Source organism: Pseudomonas ekonensis (assembly GCF_019145435.1).
Taxonomy (GTDB): Bacteria; Pseudomonadota; Gammaproteobacteria; order Pseudomonadales; family Pseudomonadaceae; genus Aquipseudomonas; species Aquipseudomonas ekonensis.
Window position 1 is genome coordinate 2,039,223 of the sequence record NZ_JAHSTS010000002.1, and the last position, 18,065, is coordinate 2,057,287.

8 protein-coding genes and 3 pseudogenes are annotated in these 18,065 nt (G+C 65.3%); 6 read left to right on the plus strand and 5 right to left on the minus strand.

Features of this window, described 5'->3' with window-relative positions; genetic code table 11:
• Nucleotides 1–253: 253 nt before the first annotated feature.
• Nucleotides 254–1,738, minus strand: coding sequence for a sodium/proline symporter PutP (gene putP / locus KVG96_RS22270; RefSeq protein ID WP_217893956.1), 1,485 nt, complete (start codon nucleotides 1,736–1,738; stop codon nucleotides 254–256).
• 458 nt (nucleotides 1,739–2,196) lie between these two features.
• Here putP and putA point away from each other — a divergent pair, with 458 nt between their 5' ends.
• Entirely contained in the window at nucleotides 2,197–6,150 is a 3,954-nt protein-coding gene (gene putA, locus KVG96_RS22275) for a trifunctional transcriptional regulator/proline dehydrogenase/L-glutamate gamma-semialdehyde dehydrogenase (protein WP_217893957.1), read from the plus strand.
• Nucleotides 6,151–6,328: 178 nt separating this feature from the next.
• The gene (locus tag KVG96_RS22280; protein WP_217893958.1) at nucleotides 6,329–8,131 is read left to right on the plus strand and encodes an acyl-CoA dehydrogenase; all 1,803 of its coding nucleotides are present in this window, start codon (nucleotides 6,329–6,331) and stop codon (nucleotides 8,129–8,131) included.
• A 153-nt stretch (nucleotides 8,132–8,284) separates the two neighbouring features.
• Here KVG96_RS22280 and KVG96_RS27870 read toward each other — a convergent pair whose 3' ends face one another.
• The 4 genes and pseudogenes from KVG96_RS27870 to KVG96_RS22295 form a co-directional block, all read right to left on the minus strand.
• The gene (locus KVG96_RS27870) at nucleotides 8,285–9,130 is read right to left on the minus strand and encodes a methyl-accepting chemotaxis protein (RefSeq protein ID WP_437180524.1); all 846 of its coding nucleotides are present in this window, start codon (nucleotides 9,128–9,130) and stop codon (nucleotides 8,285–8,287) included.
• 21 nt (nucleotides 9,131–9,151) lie between these two features.
• Nucleotides 9,152–10,222 (minus strand): annotated as a pseudogene (locus tag KVG96_RS27875) (HAMP domain-containing protein); the annotation flags it as partial.
• A gap of 99 nt (nucleotides 10,223–10,321) precedes the next feature.
• The gene (locus tag KVG96_RS22290; protein WP_217893960.1) at nucleotides 10,322–10,618 is read right to left on the minus strand and encodes a cell division protein ZapA; all 297 of its coding nucleotides are present in this window, start codon (nucleotides 10,616–10,618) and stop codon (nucleotides 10,322–10,324) included.
• Entirely contained in the window at nucleotides 10,615–10,845 is a 231-nt protein-coding gene (locus KVG96_RS22295) for a hypothetical protein (protein WP_217893961.1), read from the minus strand. Before KVG96_RS22295 ends, KVG96_RS22290 begins: the two co-directional genes overlap by 4 nt.
• Before the next feature lie 340 nt (nucleotides 10,846–11,185).
• On the opposite strand from KVG96_RS22295, the pseudogene KVG96_RS27880 reads away from it, so the two are divergent.
• The 4 genes and pseudogenes from KVG96_RS27880 to mscK form a co-directional block, all read left to right on the plus strand.
• Nucleotides 11,186–11,842, plus strand: a pseudogene (locus tag KVG96_RS27880) (MCP four helix bundle domain-containing protein); the annotation flags it as partial.
• Nucleotides 11,843–12,145: 303 nt separating this feature from the next.
• Nucleotides 12,146–12,745, plus strand: a pseudogene (locus KVG96_RS27885) (methyl-accepting chemotaxis protein); the annotation flags it as partial.
• A 178-nt stretch (nucleotides 12,746–12,923) separates the two neighbouring features.
• A complete protein-coding gene (locus KVG96_RS22305) occupies nucleotides 12,924–14,666 on the plus strand; it encodes a potassium/proton antiporter (RefSeq protein ID WP_085585348.1) in 1,743 nt (580 codons plus the stop codon).
• Nucleotides 14,667–14,700: 34 nt separating this feature from the next.
• On the plus strand, nucleotides 14,701–18,054 hold the full coding sequence (gene mscK / locus KVG96_RS22310; RefSeq protein WP_217893963.1) for a mechanosensitive channel MscK: 3,354 nt from the start codon (nucleotides 14,701–14,703) through the stop codon (nucleotides 18,052–18,054).
• Nucleotides 18,055–18,065: the final 11 nt, after the last annotated feature.

An 18,065-nucleotide genomic window follows, 5' to 3' on the forward strand; every position in this document is an offset into this window, starting at 1 on the left:
CCCTCCAAAACCTGACGGATTCGACTACAGACACATCCTCAATACTGATCCCCAAACCCTGTAGGAGCGAGCCTGCTCGCGATGGCGGCATGTCAGACGACACATCATCCAATGACCGGCCGGTTTCGCGAGCAGGCTCGCTCCTACAGGGGCGGCAGATTCAAGAATTGCAGGCCATAAAAAACGGCCCGCCTCCTGTGGGAGACGGGCCGTTTTGATGTCGGCGAAAGCGCTGAGGCTCAGCCCACCGCTATCACTTGTTCAGGTGGTAATCCTGCTCGGCCGCTTCAAAGCGCTGGATCATGCCGGCGCTCGGCTGGCCCATCAGGCTGACCAGGTAGATCGCCAGGCTGGCGAAGATGAAGCCCGGAATGATTTCGTACAGGCCCAGCAGTTCGAAATGCTTCCACACGATCACGGTGACCGCGCCGACCAGGATGCCGGCCAGTGCGCCGTTGCGGGTCATGCCTTTCCAGATCACCGAGATCAGCACCACAGGGCCGAACGCCGCGCCGAAACCGGCCCAGGCGTAGGACACCAGGCCCAGTACGCGGTTTTCCGGATTGGCCGCCATGGCGATGGCGATCAGCGCCACCAGCAGCACCATGGCGCGGCCGACCCATACCAGTTCCACCTGCGAGGCGGATTTGCGCAGGAAGGTCTTGTAGAAGTCTTCGGTCAGGGCGCTCGAGCACACCAGCAGTTGGCAGCTCAGGGTGCTCATCACCGCCGCCAGGATGGCCGACAGCAGCACACCGGCGATCCACGGGTTGAACAGCAGCTTGGCCAGTTCGATGAACACGCGCTCGTGGTTCTCGCTGACCGGGGTGGCCACGGCCGGGTTGGCCGAGAAGTATGCGATGCCGAAGAAGCCCACGGCCACGGTGCCGCCCAGGCACAGGATCATCCAGGTCATGGAGATGCGGCGGGCGTTGGCGATGGACTTCACCGAATCGGCGGCCATGAAGCGCGCCAGGATGTGCGGCTGGCCGAAGTAGCCCAGGCCCCAGCCCATCAGCGAGATGATGCCGATGAAGGTGGTGCCCTTGAGCATGTCGAAGTTGCCCGGGTCGTTGGCCTCGATGGCCAGGAACGTAGTGTCCACGCCGCCGGTGGCCAGCAGCACGATGATCGGCGTGAGGATCAGGGCGAAGATCATCAGGGTGGCCTGGACGGTGTCGGTCCAGCTCACCGCCAGGAAGCCGCCGACGAAGGTGTAGGCGATGGTGGCGGCGGCGCCGGCCCACAGCGCGGTCTCATAGGACATGCCGAAGGTGCTTTCGAACAGGCGGGCGCCGGCCACGATGCCGGACGCGCAGTAGATGGTGAAGAACACCAGGATCACCACCGCCGAGATGATCCGCAGCAGGCCGCTCTTGTCTTCGAAACGGCTGGCGAAGTAGTCCGGCAGGGTCAGCGCATCGCCGTTGTGCTCGGTCTGCACCCGCAGGCGGCCGGCGACGAACAGCCAGTTCAGGTAGGCGCCGACGATCAGGCCGATGGCGATCCAGCTTTCGGACAGGCCGGACATGTAGATGGCGCCCGGCAGGCCCATCAGCAGCCAGCCGCTCATGTCGGAGGCACCGGCGGACAGGGCCGTCACGACGCTGCCGAGGCTGCGGCCGCCAAGAATGTAGTCGGAGAGGTTGTTGGTGGAGCGATAGGCCATGAAGCCGATCAGCACCATTGCTGCGATGTAGATCACGAACGTGATCAGTGTTGGATTGCTTGCGCTCATTACGTTTCGGCCCTGGCTTTGTTTTTATGTAGCGGCGGCGGTTGCACCGTCTGCAGACTGACGCCTGAAGGACGAAATGCACGGCCGCGCATTTATGACCGATGTTTCCCCAGGAAAGCCATCGGCCGGCGCACCGGGTTGTCCCGGTTGCACCTAGGGCGCGAATCCTATGCAACAAAACTAAACAGGTGCAACCTGTTTCTTGGGAATTAGTTGCACCTGAGTGGCTTTTTCGGACGAAACACCGGATTTCGCCCGTGCCCGCGGCAGGGAGCCGCCGGGTACGCCCGGCAAAGCACCGGGTTAGAGCCATCATTTCAACGCAGAAAAAATTTCCTGACGAGCTGCCGATAATTCCGACAAAAAATGGGTTGCACCCGGTTGCACCTCTTTCGGGCCGCAGCTAATCTTGCCGCCAGCTGTTGCCGCGCAATTGCGGCACCTATGAGGATAAGAATATGGCTACCACCACCCTTGGGGTCAAACTCGACGACCCGACCCGCGAGCGCCTGAAAGCCGCCGCGACCTCGATTGACCGCACGCCGCACTGGCTGATCAAACAGGCGATTTTCAATTACCTGGAAAAACTCGAGGGTGGTGCAACCCTGAACGAGCTCAACGGCCTGGCCGTCAAGGACGCCGATGATGCGGGCGAAGTCCACGTGGACCACGCCCACCAATGTTTCCTCGAATTCGCCGAAAGCATCCTGCCGCAATCGGTGCTGCGCGCCGCGATCACCGCCGCCTACCGTCGCCCCGAGCCGGAAGTGGTGCCGATGCTGATCGAACAGGCCCGCCTGCCGGCGCCGATGGCCGAGGCCACCAACAAGCTCGCCGCGACCATCGCGGAAAAGCTGCGCAACCAGAAGAGCGCCGGCGGCCGTGCCGGCATCGTCCAGGGCCTGCTGCAGGAATTCTCCCTGTCGTCCCAGGAAGGCGTGGCGCTGATGTGCCTGGCCGAAGCGCTGCTGCGCATCCCGGACAAGGGCACCCGCGACGCCCTGATCCGCGACAAGATCAGCACCGGCAACTGGCAGCCGCACCTGGGCAACAGCCCGTCGCTGTTCGTCAACGCCGCCACCTGGGGCCTGCTGCTGACCGGCAAGCTGGTCTCCACCCACAACGAAGCGGGCCTGACCTCGTCCCTGAGCCGCATCATCGGCAAGAGCGGCGAGCCGATGATCCGCAAGGGCGTGGACATGGCCATGCGCCTGATGGGCGAGCAGTTCGTCACCGGCGAAACCATCGCCGAAGCGCTGGCCAACGCGAGCAAGTTCGAAGCCAAGGGCTTCCGCTACTCCTACGACATGCTCGGCGAAGCCGCGCTGACCGAACACGACGCCCAGAAGTACCTGGCCTCGTACGAACAAGCCATCCACTCGATCGGCAAAGCGTCCCACGGCCGTGGGATCTATGAAGGCCCGGGCATCTCGATCAAGCTGTCCGCCCTGCACCCGCGCTACAGCCGCGCCCAGTACGAGCGCGTGATGGACGAGCTGTACCCGCGCCTGCTGTCGCTGACCCTGCTGGCCAAGCAGTACGACATCGGCCTGAACATCGACGCCGAAGAGGCCGACCGCCTCGAACTGTCGCTGGACCTGCTGGAGCGCCTGTGCTTCGAGCCGCAGCTGACCGGCTGGAACGGCATCGGCTTCGTGATCCAGGCCTACCAGAAGCGCTGCCCGTACGTGATCGACTACGTGATCGACCTGGCGCGCCGCAGCCGCCACCGTCTGATGATCCGCCTGGTGAAAGGCGCGTACTGGGACAGCGAGATCAAACGCGCCCAGCTCGAAGGCCTGGAAGGCTACCCGGTCTACACCCGCAAGGTGTACACCGACGTTTCCTACATCGCCTGCGCGCGCAAACTGCTGTCGGTGCCGGAAGTCATCTACCCGCAGTTCGCCACCCACAACGCCCACACGCTGTCGGCCATCTACCACATCGCCGGTCAGAACTATTACCCGGGCCAGTACGAGTTCCAGTGCCTGCACGGCATGGGCGAACCGCTGTACGAACAAGTCGTAGGCAAAGTCGCCGAAGGCAAGCTGAACCGTCCGTGCCGCGTGTACGCCCCGGTCGGCACCCACGAGACACTGCTCGCCTACCTGGTGCGCCGCCTGCTGGAAAACGGCGCGAACACCTCGTTCGTCAACCGCATCGCCGACCAGTCGATCTCGATCCAGGAACTGGTGGCCGATCCGGTCGCCAGCATCGAGCAGATGGCCACCGTGGAAGGCGGCTTCGGCCTGCCGCACCCGCGCATTCCGCTGCCGCGTGACCTGTACGGCTCCGAGCGCGCCAACTCCAGCGGCATCGACATGGCCAACGAACACCGTCTGGCGTCGTTGTCCTGCGCCCTGCTGGCCACCGCGCACAACAACTGGAAAGCCGCGCCGATGCTCGGCTGTGCCTCCAGCAACGAAGCGCCGGCGCCGGTGCTGAACCCGTCGGACCACCGCGACGTGGTCGGCCACGTGCAGGAAGCCACCGTCGACGACGTCAACAATGCGATCCAGTGCGCCCTGAGCGCCGCGCCGATCTGGCAGGCCACCCCGCCGGCCGAACGCGCCGCGATCCTCGAGCGCGCCGCCGACCTGATGGAAGGCGAGATCCAGCCGCTGATGGGCCTGCTGGCCCGCGAAGCCGGCAAGACCTTCGCCAACGCCATCGCCGAAGTCCGCGAAGCCGTGGATTTCCTGCGCTACTACGCGGTGCAGGCCCGCAACGATTTCAGCAACGACGCCCACCGACCGCTGGGCCCTGTGGTGTGCATCAGCCCGTGGAACTTCCCGCTGGCGATCTTCAGCGGCCAGGTCGCCGCCGCGCTGGCCGCCGGTAACCCGGTGCTGGCCAAGCCGGCCGAACAGACCCCGCTGGTGGCCGCCCAGGCCGTGCGCCTGCTGCTCGAAGCCGGGATTCCGGAAGGCGTGCTGCAATTGCTGCCGGGCCGCGGCGAGACCGTCGGCGCTGGCCTCGTGGGCGACGAGCGCGTCAAAGGCGTGATGTTCACCGGCTCCACCGAAGTGGCGCGCCTGCTGCAGCGCAACATCGCCGGCCGTCTGGACAACCAGGGCCGTCCGATCCCGCTGATCGCCGAGACCGGCGGCCAGAACGCGATGATCGTCGACTCTTCGGCGCTGACCGAACAGGTGGTGATCGACGTGGTGTCCTCGGCGTTCGACAGCGCCGGCCAGCGTTGCTCGGCCCTGCGCGTGCTGTGCCTGCAGGAAGATTCCGCCGACCGCGTCATCGAAATGCTCAAGGGCGCGATGGCCGAATCCCGCCTCGGCAACCCTGAGCGCCTGGCCGTGGACATCGGTCCTGTGATCGACGCCGAAGCCAAGGCCGGCATCGAGAAGCACATCCAGGGCATGCGCGACAAAGGCCGCAGCGTGTACCAGGTGGCCATCGCCGACGCCGAGGAAGTCAAGCGCGGCACCTTCGTCATGCCGACCCTGATCGAGCTGGAAAGCTTCGATGAGCTGCAGCGCGAAATCTTCGGTCCGGTGCTGCACGTGGTGCGCTACAAGCGCAAGGACATCGACCAGCTGATCGGCCAGATCAACGCTTCGGGCTACGGCCTGACCCTGGGCGTGCACACCCGCATCGACGAGACCATCGCCAAGGTGATCGACAACGTCAACGCCGGCAACGTCTACGTCAACCGCAACATCGTCGGCGCCGTGGTCGGCGTCCAGCCGTTCGGCGGCGAAGGCCTGTCGGGCACCGGCCCGAAAGCCGGCGGCCCGCTGTACCTGTACCGCCTGCTGTCCACCCGCCCGACCGACGCCATCGAGCAGTCGTTCGCCCGCGGCGACGCAGCCAACGCGCCGGACGTGCGCCTGCGCGACGCCATGGCCAAGCCGCTGGCCGCCCTGAAAGCCTGGGCCGACAGCAACCAGTACGCCGACCTCAGCACCCTGTGCGTGCAGTACGGCGCCCAGTCGCAGAGCGGCATCACCCGCCTGCTGGCCGGTCCGACCGGCGAGCGCAACAGCTACACGATCCTGCCGCGCGAGCACGTGCTGTGCCTGGCGGACATCGAAGGCGACCTGCTGACGCAACTGGCGGCGGTACTGGCGGTGGGCGGCTCGGCGGTCTGGCCGGAGTCCGACACCAGCAAGGCACTCTTCGCACGCCTGCCGAAAGACATTCAGGCGCGGATCAAGCGCGTGGCCGACTGGAACAAGGACGAGACGGTGTTCGACGCCGTGTTGCACCACGGTCACTCCGACCAGTTGCGCGCAGTGTGCGAGCAGGTGGCCAAGCGCAGCGGCGCGATCGTCGGCGTCCAGGGACTGTCCCAGGGCGAGACCAACATTGCGCTGGAGCGTCTGGTGATCGAGCGGGCGTTGAGCGTCAACACCGCCGCGGCGGGCGGCAACGCCAGCCTGATGACCATCGGCTAAAAGCAGCTGCAAGCTTCGAGCTTCAAGCGGCAAGTAAAAGCAAACTGCTCTTACTTGCGGCTTGCGGCTTGCGGCTTGCGGCTTGCGGCTTGTGCCCCCCCATCACCCTCGTCTATCTTCCTTCCCCCTTTCTATAAGCCTTCCTACACTGCGGCATACTTTCTCAAGGTAGGCCGCCATGTCCGAGACGCTGCTCAGTTCCCGCAATCTGGCTTTCGAGCTGTACGAAGTCCTCGACGCCGAAGGTCTGACCCGGCGCGAGCGGTTTGCCGAACACAACCGCGAAACCTTCGACGCCGCCATCGACACCGCCCGCAGCATCGCCGAACAGCGCTTCGCGCCGCACAACCGCAAGGGCGACGAGAACGAACCGCGCTACGAGAATGGCCAGGCGATCCTGATTCCCGAAGTGAAACCGGCGGTGGACGCGTTCCTCGAAGCGGGCTTCCTCAATGCGGCGCGCAGTTTCGAGGCCGGCGGCATGCAGTTGCCGACGCTGCTGTCCCAGGCCTGCTTCGCGCACTTCCAGTCGGCCAACGCGGCGACCACCTCGTACCCGTTCCTGACCATGGGCGCGGCCAACCTGATCGAGAGCTTCGGCACCGAGGAGCAGAAGCGGCGCTTCCTGGAGCCGATGATCGACGGCCGCTTCTTCGGCACCATGGCCCTGACCGAGCCCCACGCCGGCTCGTCGCTGTCGGACATCCGCACCCGCGCCGAACCGGCGGCCGACGGCACCTACCGCCTGAAGGGCAACAAGATCTTCATTTCCGGCGGCGACCACCCGTTGTCGGAAAACATCGTGCACATGGTGCTGGCCAAGCTGCCGGACGCGCCGCCCGGCGTGAAAGGCATTTCGCTGTTCATCGTGCCCAAGTTCCTGGTCAACGACGACGGCAGTCTCGGCCAGCGCAACGACGTGCTGCTGGCCGGGCTGTTCCACAAGATGGGCTGGCGCGGCACCACCTCCACGGCGCTGAACTTCGGCGACAACGGCGAGTGCGTCGGCTATCTGGTGGGCAAGCCGCACCACGGCCTGAGCTACATGTTCCAGATGATGAACGAGGCGCGGATCGGCGTCGGCATGGGCGCGGTGATGCTCGGCTATGCCGGTTACCTCTATTCGCTGGAATACGCCCGCGAACGGCCGCAAGGGCGGCTGCCGGACAGCAAGGATCCGACCACGGCACCGGTGGCGATCATCCGCCACGCGGACGTCCGGCGCATGCTGCTGACCCAGAAAGCCTACGTGGAAGGCGCCTTCGACCTCGGCCTGTACGCCGCCCGCCTGTTCGACGACACCACCACGCTGGAGACCGAGGACGGACGCAAGCAGGCCCATGAATTGCTGGACCTGCTGACGCCGATCGTCAAATCCTGGCCGTCGGAGTTCTGCCTGAAGGCCAACGAACTGGCGATCCAGATCCTCGGCGGCCACGGCTACACCCGCGAATACCCGGTGGAGCAGTACTACCGCGACAACCGCCTGAACCCGATCCACGAGGGCACCCACGGCATCCAGTCGCTGGACTTGCTCGGCCGCAAACTGGCGCAGAACGGCGGCGCGGGACTCAAGCAACTGATTCGGCTGATCGCCGACACCGCCGAGCGCGCGCAAGCGTTCGATGCGCTCGCGCCGCTGCGTGAACCGTTGGAGAAACTGGTGGCCCGCCTGCAAGGCGTGACCCTGGGCCTGCTGACCGACCTGGCCCAGGGCAAGGTCAACGGCAGCCTGGCGAATTCTGCGCTGTACCTGAAAGTGTTCGGCCACGCGGTGATCGGCTGGCGCTGGCTGGAGCAGGCGATCCGTGCCGAGGAAGGGCTGGTCAAAGGCAATGCGGCAGACGTCGACTTCTATAAGGGCAAGCTGCAGGCGGCGCGGTACTTCCTGACCTGGGAAGTACCGGGGTGCCACCATGAGCTGACCGTGCTGGAGGCCCGGGACGATACCTGCCTGGCGATGCAGGACGCCTGGTTCTGATCCGGACCGTGTGTGGTTCTTGAGGGCCGTTCGCGGGCAAGCCCGCTCCCACAGTGATTGATGTCGCACACAAAAATGTATCCGCACAAAAGTCCCTGGGAGCGGGCTTGCTCCGGGCGCTGATCCGAGGAATCGGCCGGAGTCGCCAACCCGTCAACCCAGCTTGAACCCACCCATCTGCCGCGCCAGGTCATCGGCCAGGCGCCGCAGCATCTGGCAGTCCTCGCGGCACGCCCTGACTTCTCCCGCCGTGGCCCGGGCCAGATCGGAAATGCCCTGCACGTTGCGGTTGATCTCTTCGGTCACCGCCGACTGCTCTTCGGTCGCCGTCGCCACCTGATGGTTCATGTCGCTGATGCGCTCGACCTGGCCGGTGATCGCGGTCAGCGACGCGCCGGTGCGCTGGCTCGACTCGACCCCGGTGCCGGTGGCGGCCTGGCCGGAGCGCATCGACGAGACGGCGTTTTCCGCGCCCTGCTTGAGGCTGCCGATCATCTGCCGGATCTCGTCGGTGGAGGCCTGGGTGCGCCGCGCCAGTGTGCGCACCTCATCGGCCACCACCGCAAAGCCCCGGCCCATGTCCCCGGCCCGCGCCGCTTCGATGGCGGCGTTGAGCGCCAGCAGGTTGGTCTGCTCGGACACGCCGCGGATCACCGCCAGCACCTGATCGATGGACGCCACCTGCTGGGCCAGTTCACCGACCGCGCCGGCTGCGACGCCGATTTCGTCGGACATGCTTTCGATATGGCGGATAGAGCCGCCGACCACTTCCTGCGCCTGCTGGGCTTCGTCGCGGGCGGTCTGCGAGGCGAGCGCGGCATTGCCGGCGTTCTGCGCGATCTCCTGCACGGTCAGGCCCATTTCGTGGACGGCGGTGGCGACCATGTCGGTCATTTCCTGCTGCCGGCCGGAGCGCTCGGCGGTGTTGTCCACCACCCTGGCGACCTGGCCGACGGCGACGCGCAGGCTTTCGCTGGTGGTCAGCACTTCGCCGATCATGGCGCGCTGGCTGTCCAGGAAACGGTTGAAGCCGCGGGCGAGGTCGCCCAGCTCATCGGCCCGGCTGGAATCTAACCGATGGGTCAAATCTCCACCACCGCTACCGATCGCTACCAATGCCGCTGTTACCTGACGGATCGGCCGCACCAATCCCTGGGCCAGCCACACCACCAGCGCCAGGCACAGCAGCGCCACCGCAACGCCGATGCCGCTGCTCATCCACATCGCCCGGCGGGCCTCGGCGTAGATCTGCGACTGCGGCACTTCGGCCACCAGCGTCCAGCCCAGATCGCGCAGGGGCAGGCTGAAGGCGAGGAAGTCTTCGCCGTCGCGGCTGAAGGTGGCGTTCACAGCGCTTTTCTGGCCCAGCACAGCCTGCGCGGCACCTGCGCCGATCTGCTCGCTCAGCGTGCGCTTGCCGCTGAACTGCGCCTCGGGATGCACCTGGATCAGGCCGTCGGAACGCACGAGATAGACCTTGCCGCGCTCACCGAAGCTGAAGTCGTGGATCAGCTGCGACAGCTCTTTCATGCTCAGCCCGAGCCCCGCCACGCCCACCGTCTTGCCGGCCTGCTCGACCTTGAGGTCGATGAACAGCGCCAGCTCGCCGGTGGCGCCGTCCTTGTCGATGTTGAGGGTGCGCGGCTGGCCGCTGTCCAGAAAGGCATAGAACCAGGCATCGGCCGGATTGGAGCGGCTGAGGGTGCGGTCCAGACCTTTTTCGGTGAGGTAATGGTTGGAGGCGGTGCCGACGATCAGTGCCGTGAACGCTTTGTGTTCGGCGCGGATGCCTTCCAGATATTGCACGAAGGCCGCCGTTCGGCTGCTGTCTTCGCCGTTGGCGAGCCAGTCGCGGACCATCTGGTTGCTGGCGATGTCCTTGGCGGCCGTCAGCGGCTGGACGAGGATGCGTTCGATGTCGTTGCGCGTCGCCTCGATGCTCGACGGCAGCGCCTGCTCCACCAGATAGCTCTGGGCGAGGCGGTTGACCACCAGGGTATAAATGCCGACCACGATCAGAATGCTGACCAGCAGGGCGGTGCCCATGCCGAGGATCAACTGCCACTGAATACTGCGCCGCCAGAACTGCATGGATCACCCCCAAGGAATAAGAGGCTGAAACACTGCAACAGCCGTGCCGATTGTATACAACGCAATCGACAATCTTATTCCCAGGTTGTGCTCAGGCCATCAACCCTGGATGGTCTTGGCAATGGTCTCGACCGTGGCGCTGACTTGCTCTTGGTAACGCTCGAGTTCCTGCTGGTGCTGCTTCTTCATTTCGATCTGCTGCGAGCACAGGTTCATCGCCGCCAGCACCAGCAGGCGGTCGCCGATCAGGGTCGGGTACTTGCGCTTGGTGTCGGCCAGCGCGGCCTTGAGCATCATGGCCGCGTCCATCAGGGTCTGTTCTTCCCCGGCCGGCGCCTTGATCGAATAGTCTTCCCCGAGAATGGAGATGACCTTTACCCCGGCTCCGTGGCTCATACGCTGACCGGACCTGCGTTGACCCGGTCGACCAGGGCCTGGATGCGGGCGGCGGTGGCGCCGTGCTTCTCTTCCTGCTCCATCAGGCTCAGTTGCAGGCTTTCGTTTTCATCCTTGGCCTGGGCCAGTTCCGCGGTCAGGGTCTGGTTGGTGTGCGAAAGGGTCTGGTTCTGCTGCACCAGGTCGCTGACGAGCTGTTCCAATTGGCTGAGGGAGGCTTCCAACATTTTGATTTCCAGGCATTTTTCAAAGGGCGCGTACGATAAAGAAAAGTCACCGGGGATGCCAGGGCTAAACCGGCGCAAGGCCTTGATTTTCCTGGCGGGCGACCGTTCTCGCGAGCTTTAGAGACTGCCGTCGGCCGATTGGGTTCCTGCACTTCGTCGCTTGGGGCCCGATGCGGCAAATGCGCACAGGGGCTCAAGACTTCCATCCCATGACCGATAAGTCAGCCAACAGCAGTCTCAGCCCGCAAGGACGCGGCCCTTCCTGGTATCCCCAATGTCCCTTCGCAACATGAACATCGCCCCCCGGGCCTTCACCGGATTCTCCCTGATCGGCGCCCTGATGCTGATCCTCGGGGTCTTCGCCCTGAACCAGATGAGCAACATCCGCGGCGCCGCCGAGAACATCACCTCCAGCAGCGTGCCGAGCATCAAGAACCTCGACGAGTTCACGCAGCTGTCCCTGCGTCTGCGGGTGCTGTCGTACCGCCTGCTGGTGAACCGCGAACCGGACGTCCAGCAGAAGACCATCGAGCTGCTGGAGATGCGCAACCAGCAGATCCGCAAGGCCCAGACCGACTACGAGCCGCTGATCAGCAGCCCGCAGGAACGTGCCGCCTATGACCAGTACGTGCAGTTGCTGGGTCAGTACCGCCAGATCGAAGACCGGATGAAGACCCTGTCGCGCAACAATCAGGTGGACGCACTGCGCAATCTGGTGAACACCGAGCTTCTGGACAACTCCGAAGCGATCAACACCGTGCTCAACCAGCTGATGCAGATCAACGGCGAGCAGATCAGCAAGACCAACCAGAACGCCGCCGACCAGTACGCCACCGCGTTCACCCTGGTGGTGAGCCTGCTGGTGATCGCCACCGGCCTGACCTTCCTGTTCGCCTGGCTGCTGACGGTCAGCATCACCAAGCCGATCGCCAAGGCCCTGGACGCGGCGGAGACCATCGCCGAAGGCAACCTGACCCGTTCGATCCACGTCGACGGCAGCGACGAAGCCGGTCGCCTGCTGGCGGCCATGGCCAAGATGCAGTCCAAGCTGCGCGACACCCTGCAGCGGATCTCCGGTTCGGCCACCCAACTGGCCTCCGCCGCCGAAGAGCTCAACAGCGTCACTGACGAAAGCGCCCGTGGCCTGACCCAGCAGAACAACGAGATCGAGCAGGCCGCCACCGCCGTCAACGAAATGACCAGCGCCGTGGAAGAAGTCGCCCGCAACGCGGTCAGCACCTCCGAAGCCTCCCGGCACGCCACCACCTCCGCCGGCGACGGCCGCGACCTGGTGATGGAGACCGTCAGCGCCATCGAACGCATGAGCGCCGACGTGCAGAGCACCGCCACCCTGATCGGCGACCTGGCCAACGAGTCCCGCGACATCGGCAAGGTGCTGGACGTGATCCGCGGCCTGGCCGACCAGACCAACCTGCTGGCCCTCAACGCCGCCATCGAGGCCGCCCGTGCAGGCGAAGCCGGTCGCGGCTTCGCCGTGGTGGCCGACGAAGTGCGGGCCCTGGCCCACCGCACCCAGCAGTCGACCAGCGAGATCGAGCGGATGATCGGCAGCATCCAGAGCGGCACCGAACACGCCGTGGACTCGATGCGCAACAGCACCGAGCGCGCCGAATCGACCCTGAACATCGCCCGCGGCGCCGGCCTGTCGCTGGACACCATCAACAGCGCCATCGTCGAGATCAACGAGCGCAACCTGGTGATCGCCAGCGCCGCCGAAGAACAGGCACAGGTGGCGCGGGAAGTGGACCGCAACCTGGTGAACATCCGCGACCTGTCGGTGCAGTCGGCCACCGGCGCGAATCAGACCAGTGCGGCGAGCAACGAACTGTCGCGCCTGGCGCTGGATCTGAACAACATGGTCGGCCGCTTCAGCCTCTAAGCCCTCCAGTGGTGAGGGAGCCTGCTCCCTCACCACAAAATCCAAGTCTGTCCGCGGTATCGCAAGGGGCGCGCAAAAAGCTCTTTGACAGCCGCGCATTTGCGCAGGTTATTATCGCTGGCACACAGACTGCATGGTCAGTCCGTGCCCGCCTTTACGCTTTTCTGGAGTGATGCCTTTGAATGCGACGACCATCAACAGCCTGTTCTTGATCGGCGCGTTGCTGGTAGGTGCAAGCATTCTGGTGAGCTCACTGTCCTCCCGCCTGGGCATCCCGATCCTGGTCATCATCCTCGCCGTGGGCATGACCGCCGGGGTCGACGGCGGCGGGATCATCTTCGACAACTACCCGACGGCCTACCTGGTCGGCAACCTGGCGCTCGCGGTGATCCTGCTCGACGGCGGCCTGCGCACGCGGGTGTCGAGTTTTCGCGTGGCGCTGTGGCCGGCGCTGTCGCTAGCCACGGTCGGGGTGCTGATCACCACGGGGCTGACCGGCATGGCCGCGGCCTGGCTGTTCGACCTGAACCTGATCCAGGGCCTGCTGATCGGCGCCATCGTCGGTTCCACCGACGCCGCGGCGGTGTTCTCGCTGCTCGGCGGCAAGGGCCTGAACGAACGGGTGACCGCCAGCCTGGAAATCGAATCCGGCAGCAACGACCCGATGGCGGTGTTCCTCACCGTCACCCTGATCGACATGCTCGCCAGCGGCCAGACCGGCCTGCACTGGAGCCTGCTCACCCACCTGGTCCGCGAGTTCGGCATCGGCGGGGTGATCGGCCTGGGCGGCGGCTGGCTGATGCTGCAACTGGTCAACCGGATCAACCTCGCCACCGGCCTGTACCCGATCCTGGTGATCGCCGGCGGCCTGGTGGTGTTCGCCCTGACCAACGCCTTGCACGGCAGCGGCTTCCTGGCGGTGTACCTGTGCGGCCTGGTGATCGGCAACCGCCCGGTGCGCAGCCGCCACGGCATCCTGCACATGCTCGACGGCATGGCCTGGCTGGCGCAGATCGGCATGTTCCTGGTGCTGGGGCTGTTGGTCACCCCGCACGATTTGCTGCCCATCGCCCTGCCCGCCCTGGGCCTGGCGCTGTGGATGATCCTGTTCGCCCGGCCGCTGTCGGTGGTGGTCGGCCTGCTGCCGTTCAAGGCGTTCCACGGCCGCGAGAAAGCCTTCATTTCCTGGGTCGGCCTGCGCGGCGCGGTGCCGATCATCCTGGCGGTGTTCCCGCTGATGGCCGGGCTGCCCAATGCGCAGCTGTACTTCAACCTCGCCTTCTTCATCGTGCTGGTGTCGCTGCTGGTGCAGGGCACCAGCCTGCCGTGGGTCGCCCGCCTGCTGAAGGTCACGGTGCCTCCGGAGCCGGCGCCGATATCGCGCTCGGCGCTGGAGGTGCACGTCACCAGCGAGTGGGAGCTGTTCGTCTACCGCCTCGGCGCCGAGAAATGGTGCATCGGCTCGCCCCTGCGCGAGCTGAAAATGCCCGAGGGCACCCGCATCGCGGCCCTGTTCCGTGGCCAGCAACTGCTCCATCCGTCGGGTAGCACGGTGCTGGAAGTCGATGATCTGCTGTGCGTCATCGGCCACGAACACAACCTGCCGGCCCTCGGAAAACTGTTCAGCCAGGCACCGCAGCGGGGCCTGGACCTGCGCTTCTTCGGCGACTTCGTGCTCGAAGGAGACGCCCAGCTTAAAGCCGTCGCCGCCCTTTACGGCCTGTCCGCCGAGGGCATCGATCCGGACATGACCCTGGGCCGCTTCATCGCCCAGAAAGTCGGGGGTGCCCCGGTGGTCGGCGACCAGGTGGAGTGGAACAACACCCACTGGACGGTCGCGGTCATGGACGGGAACAAGATCGGCAAAGTGGGCGTCAGATTCCCCGAAGGAAGTCGCCCGGGCCCCGGGCTCTTCCTCTAAACTGCGTCCACCATCACTTGCTTGACCGGTCTCTATGCCTACCCTGCGTTCCTTTTTCGCCGCGGCCCTGCTGGGCCTGAGTCTTTCCGTCGGCCCGCTTCAAGCCGCCGAGCCGCCGTCCAGCGAAGCCGTCCAGGCCAGCCTGGACAAGATCGCCGACCGCAAACTGCCGGAGGCCGACCAGAAGGCCCTGCAGACGGTGCTGCAGAACACGCTGACCCAGCTCAACAACCGGCGCGACTACGAACGCAAGCTGAGCGACCTCAAGCAACTGCTGGCCACCGCCCCCAAGCAGACCCTGGACAACACCCGCGAGCTGACGCGCCTCAAGGCCAGCAGCGTGGTGCCGGTGGCGCAGCGCTTCCCCAAGGAATCGATCGCGCAACTGGAGCAGATGCTGGCCGAGCGCTCGACCCAGCAGAGCGACATGCAGAAGGCCCTGGCCGACGCCAACAGCCTGATCATCACCGCCCAGACCCGCCCCGAGCGTGCCCAGGCCGAGATCGCCGGCAGCCAGACGCGCATCCAGCAGATCAACACCGTGCTCAAGACCGGCAAGGACAGCGGCAAGCCGCTGACCGCCGAACAGCGCGACCTGCTCAATGCCGAACTCGTGGCCCTGAACGCCCTGATCCCGCTGCGCCGCCAGGAACTGGCCGGCAACAGCCAGCTGCAGGATCTGGGCAACAGCCAGCATGACCTGCTCTCGGAGAAGTCCGACCGCCTGGACCGCGAGCTCCAGGAACTGCAGACCCTGATCAACCAGAAGCGCCTGGCCCAGTCCCAGGAGACCGTCACCCAGCAGTCCATCGAGGCCCAGAAGGCCGGCGGCAGCAGCCTGCTGGCCACCGAAAGCGCGGCCAACCTGAAACTCTCGGACTACTTGCTCAAGAGCACCGACCGCCTCAACGAAGTCACCCAGCAGAACCTGCAGACCAAACAGCAGCTGGACAGCCTGACCCAGAGCGACTCGGCCCTCGACGAGCAGATCAACGTGCTCAAGGGCAGCCTGCTGCTGTCCAAGATCCTCTACAAGCAGAAGCAGGCGCTGCCAAGGCTGCGGGTCGACCGTGACCTGGCGGACCAGATCGCCGACATCCGCCTGTACCAGTTCGAAGTCAGCCAGCAACGCGAACTGCTGAGCAACCCGGCCGCCTACGTCGACAATCTGCTGTCCACCCAGCCGCCGGAGCAAAACACCCCGCAGCTGCGCAAAAGCCTGCTGGAGCTGGCCAACACCCGCGCCGACCTGCTGGAGCGACTGAACCGCGAACTGAGCGCGGTGCTCAACGAATCGATCACCCTGCAGCTGAACCAGAAGCAACTGCTGAGCACCGCCCAAAGCCTGCGCGCGACCCTCGACGAGCAGATGTTCTGGATCCCCAGCAACAAGCCGCTGGACCTGGAATGGATGCGTGGCATTGCGGAGCGCCTCAAACGGCAGATCGACACCTTGCCCCTGGCCTCCAGCCTCAGCGAACTGACCGACGGCCTGACCCAGCGTCCGCTGCTGTTCCTGCCGCTGGCCCTGCTGATCGGCGCGCTGCTGTGGCGGCGCAAGCACCTGTATGCGCGATTGAACAAGGTCCACCAGGACATCGGCCACTTCAAGCGCGACAGCCAGTGGCACACCCCCCAGGCGATCCTGATCAACATCCTGCTGGCGATGCCGGTGACCCTGGGCCTGGCCCTCTGCGGCCTGGCCCTGCAGATCGACGCCCGGGGGCAGAACGCCAACATGGGCGCGGCCTTGCTGCAGATGGCCCAGGCCTGGCTGGTGTTCTACACCGCCTACCGGATCCTGGCGCCGGGCGGCGTGGCCGAGCTGCACTTCCGCTGGGAGAAGCCGCAGGTCGAGTTCCTCCAAGGCTGGATCCGCCGGCTCGGGCTGGTGGTGATGGCGCTGGTGGCCGTGGTGGCGGTCGCCGAACTGCAACCGGCGGCGCTGGCCGACGATGTGATCGGCATGCCGGTGGTGCTGACCTGCTACGCCCTGATGGCCTGGCTGCTCAGCCGCCTGCTGATCAGCAGCCCGACCCACGAGAACGCCTCGCTGTTCCGCAAGGCCGTGGGGATCATGTTCACCCTGCTGCCGATCGCGCTGTTCGTCGCGGTGTGCTTCGGCTACTACTACACCGCGCTGAAGCTCAGCGACCGCCTGATCAACACCCTGTACCTGCTGATGCTCTGGCTGGTCATCGAGGCCACCTTCGTGCGCGGCCTGGCCGTGGCGGCACGGCGCCTGGCCTACCAGCGGGCGCTGGCCAAGCGGCAGGCGGCCAAGGAAGCCGGCGACGGCGAAGCCGTCATCGAAGAGCCGACCCTGGACATCGAGAAGGTCAACGAACAGTCCCTGCGCCTGATCCGCCTGGCCCTGCTCGGCGGCTTCATCGCGGCGCTGTACTGGGCGTGGGCGGACCTGATCACGGTGTTCTCGTACCTGGACAACGTCACCCTCTACGAATACACCAGCGGCACCGGCGCCAACATGAGCATGGTGCCGATCAGCATCGGCGACATGCTCGGCGCGCTGATCATCATCGGCATCACCTTCGCCCTGGCGCGCAACCTGCCGGGCCTGCTCGAAGTGTTCGTGCTGTCCAAGCTCAACCTGGCCCAGGGCAGCGCCTACGCCACCACGACGCTGCTGTCCTACGTGATCGCCGGGGTCGGTTTCGTCTCCACCCTCTCCACCCTCGGGGTGAGCTGGGACAAGCTGCAATGGCTGGTGGCGGCGCTGTCGGTGGGCCTGGGTTTCGGCATGCAGGAAATCTTCGCCAACTTCATCTCCGGCATCATGATCCTGTTCGAGCGCCCGGTGCGGATCGGCGACACCATCACCATCGGCAACCTGTCGGGCACGGTAAGCAAGATCCGCATCCGCGCCACCACCATCACCGACTTCGACCGCAAGGACATCATCGTCCCGAACAAGACGTTCATCACCGGGCAACTGATCAACTGGTCGCTGACCGACACCATCACCCGGGTCACGCTCAAGCTGGGCGTGGACTACGGCTCCGACCTGGACCTGGTCAAGGAGCTGCTGCTCAAGGCCGCCCGGGAAAACCCGCGGGTGCTCAAGGAGCCGGAGCCGCACGTGTACTTCCTCAACTTCGGCGAAAGCACCCTGGACCACGAACTGCGCATGCACGTGCGCGACCTCGGCGACCGCAACCCGGTGATCGACGAGGTCAACCGCTTCATCAACCGCGAGTTCAAGAAGCAGCACATCAACATCTCGTTCCGCCAGATGGAGGTCTACCTGAAAAACCTCCACGGCCAGGAATACAAGATGGTGCCCATCGAGCCCGAAGCCAAAACCATCGTGCCGGTCGCCGACAACCAAAAGCCGCTGCAGGAACCGCCGCCGGCCAAGCTCGACTAACCGGCCTATTC